This window comes from Pseudoxanthobacter sp. (assembly GCF_036822375.1).
GTDB lineage: Bacteria > Pseudomonadota > Alphaproteobacteria > Rhizobiales > Segnochrobactraceae > Pseudoxanthobacter.
The window spans coordinates 1-2,533 of record NZ_DAISHT010000338.1; the positions used below are offsets into that span (position 1 = coordinate 1).

Sequence of the window (2,533 nt, forward strand, 5' to 3'; positions counted from 1 at the left end):
GCTTGTTGCCGCGCACCACGTTGCCGCCCTGCGTCAGCACCACGTCGCCGGTCATGACCATGGTCTGGTCCTTGGCGCTGTAGGTGGCGGCACTGCCGGTGGCGGTCTGGTCCTTCTCGCTCAGCAGCACGCGGCCGGTCGCCTCCAGCCGCTCGATCTGCTGCTGTTGCTGGCCTTCGGCGGCCGCCGTGGCGGAAGGCTTCTTCGCCTTGTCCGCCCCGGCCCCGCCGGAAGCCGGCGGCTGGCTGTAATACACCACCAGCTTCTGCGCCTGCAGCACGCTGTCGCCCTGCTTGGCCACGACGTTGCCGGTGAAAATCGCGATGCCCTTCTTGTCCTGCACTTCCAGCTCGTTGGATTCGATCTGGATCGGCCCCTTGCCGCCGCCGAAATTGCCGAACGGGCTGACGGGGGTGCCGCCGCCGGTGGCCGCCGGGGCGGGGGCTGCGGCCTGCTGGGCATGCACGGCGGCGGGCGCGAGGCCGAGAACCGCCAGCAGCAGGCCGGCCGCCATCCGGCGGCTGCCGGCGCCGCGGGGCCGGCGCGCGGCGGGCGCGGTGTCGCTCGTCAGGTCGGTCATGGGCGGCTCTCCGGAGATTGGGTATCCGCGGCGGGCACCTGCGGACTGGGATTGGACGATCCTGAAGCAGACGGGGCCGGGCTTGCCGGCGTGATGGTAACCTTCACACCCTTGCTGAAGGTCAGCATATTGCCATTGTTGGCGCTCGTCGCCGCCCCGGCCTGAATGGCGAAGGTCTTCGAGCCCAGATCGACCGGCCGGTCGGTCGTCATGTTGCCGGTCTTCAGGTCGATCACGGCACTGGACAGCGAGCCGCTGTCGCCTGCGCTGGAGGAAATCACGATGTCGTGCTCCAGCGTCAGCAGTTCCTTCTTGTTGTTGAAGATGCCGCTGCGGGCGCTCACGTCCACCACCCGGCCATCGCTCATGGTGATGACGGCCTTGATCTTTTCCAGATCGATGCGGTCGGTCTCCGTCAGGCTCTGCACCGCGCGCGCCGCCGTGATCTCGTAGGAACGGTCCGGGCCATGGCCCGACAGGCGCGGCTTCTCCATGACGATGCCGTCGGAGGAGAGCCTGAGGGCCGAAATATCGAGGCCCGGGGCGAAGGAACGCACCAGCGTGACCGCGCCGAAGCCGACCACGATGACCGCCGCCAGAACCGGCAGCGCGATGCGCAGCAGCCGCACCCGGCGGCTGTGGCCGGCCGCCGCCCGCCGCGCCCGCGCGCGGTTGTCCGGCGGCCCGGAAGCCGCACCCCCGGCCCGTGTTGCTGTGCCTGTTACGCTGGAGCCTCGCCCGATCATCCGCAGCCCTGTCTTCGTCCTTCCGGCTTTGTGCGGGCGGCGCGCCGGAGCGCGCCGCCACGCGGCTGGCAATGAGCCCGGCAGATGTGGCCCTTCCGGGGCCGGCCGGCAATGCCGGCACATCCTCTCAGGCGAAAACGGCGGGGCAGAGCCCCGCGGCAGCCCTCCGCGGGCCGGCCTCATCAGGAATGGGCGAAGATATCTTCCTCGGCCCAGCCATCCAGATCGAGGCGCACCCGGGCCGGAAGGAATTCGTAGCAGGCCTGCGCCAGATCTGCACGCGCCTCGCGCTTCAGCATGGTCTCCAGCCGCTCCTTCAGCGCATGCAGATAGAGCACGTCCGAGGCGGCATAGGCCACCTGCGCATCGCTCAGGGTCTCTGCCGCCCAGTCGGAACTCTGCTGCTGCTTGGAAAGGTCGACGCCGATCAGCTCGCGCGTCAGTTCCTTCAGGCCGTGGCGGTCGGTGTAGGTGCGCACCAGCCGCGAGGCGATCTTGGTGCAGAACACCGGCGTCGCCATCACGCCGAAGGTCTTGTAGAGAATCGCCAGATCGAACCGGGCGTAGTGGAAAATCTTGGTCACCGCCGGATCGGCCAGCAGGCGCATGAGATTCGGCGCCTCGCGCTGACCGCGCGCAATCTGCACGATGTCCGCCGTGCCGTCGCCGGGCGAGAGCTGCACCACACACAGCCGGTCGCGGTGCGGGTTCAGCCCCAGGGTTTCGGTATCGATGGCAACCGACGACCCGTAGCGGGACAGGTCGGGCAGGTCGCCGCGATGAAGGCGGAAATTCATCGTTCCCTCGCACCAAGCAGCGCGGCACCCGCCACCCCGCCGGCCCTCAGGCCCGGCCGGGGCGGCGGCCCGCCGCGTCGACGTCGTTCCGGCACCCCGCGCGGGCCCGGAAACCGGGGGCACACGCTGCGCCACCGGCACAAATCCCTCAGCCGGCCGGCGCGAATGCACCCTGCACGGATTCTGAGCGCTTTCTTATAGCGCCGGGCACTTAACAGTCCCTCACCCCGCCCGGACGGCACAACCGCCCCGATGGCCGCCCCGGGCGGCCGTGCAGGCTGCGATTCCGCCGCCTTTCGAACCGCTCTTTCGAGCCGCTCCAGACTGCCCGAACCCGTGCGGCAAGGGCAAGAGGACGAAGGGAAGCGGGGACGAAGGGAAGCGGCGACGCAGCGGAGCCGGAACCGGGA

Annotated in this window: 3 protein-coding genes; all 3 read right to left on the reverse strand. The window is 69.7% G+C overall.

Annotated features, from left to right (window positions below; all coding sequences use genetic code 11):
• The coding region (locus tag V7067_RS17345; RefSeq protein WP_334177136.1) for an LptA/OstA family protein at positions 1-580 on the reverse strand (580 nt) is incomplete at its 3' end.
• Entirely contained in the window at positions 577-1,209 is a 633-nt protein-coding gene (gene lptC, locus V7067_RS17350) for an LPS export ABC transporter periplasmic protein LptC (RefSeq protein WP_334177137.1), read from the reverse strand. The genes lptC and V7067_RS17345, both read right to left, overlap by 4 nt.
• 299 nt (positions 1,210-1,508) lie before the next feature.
• Positions 1,509-2,123, reverse strand: coding sequence for a ribonuclease H-like domain-containing protein (locus tag V7067_RS17355; RefSeq protein ID WP_334177138.1), 615 nt, complete (start codon positions 2,121-2,123; stop codon positions 1,509-1,511).
• Positions 2,124-2,533: the final 410 nt, after the last annotated feature.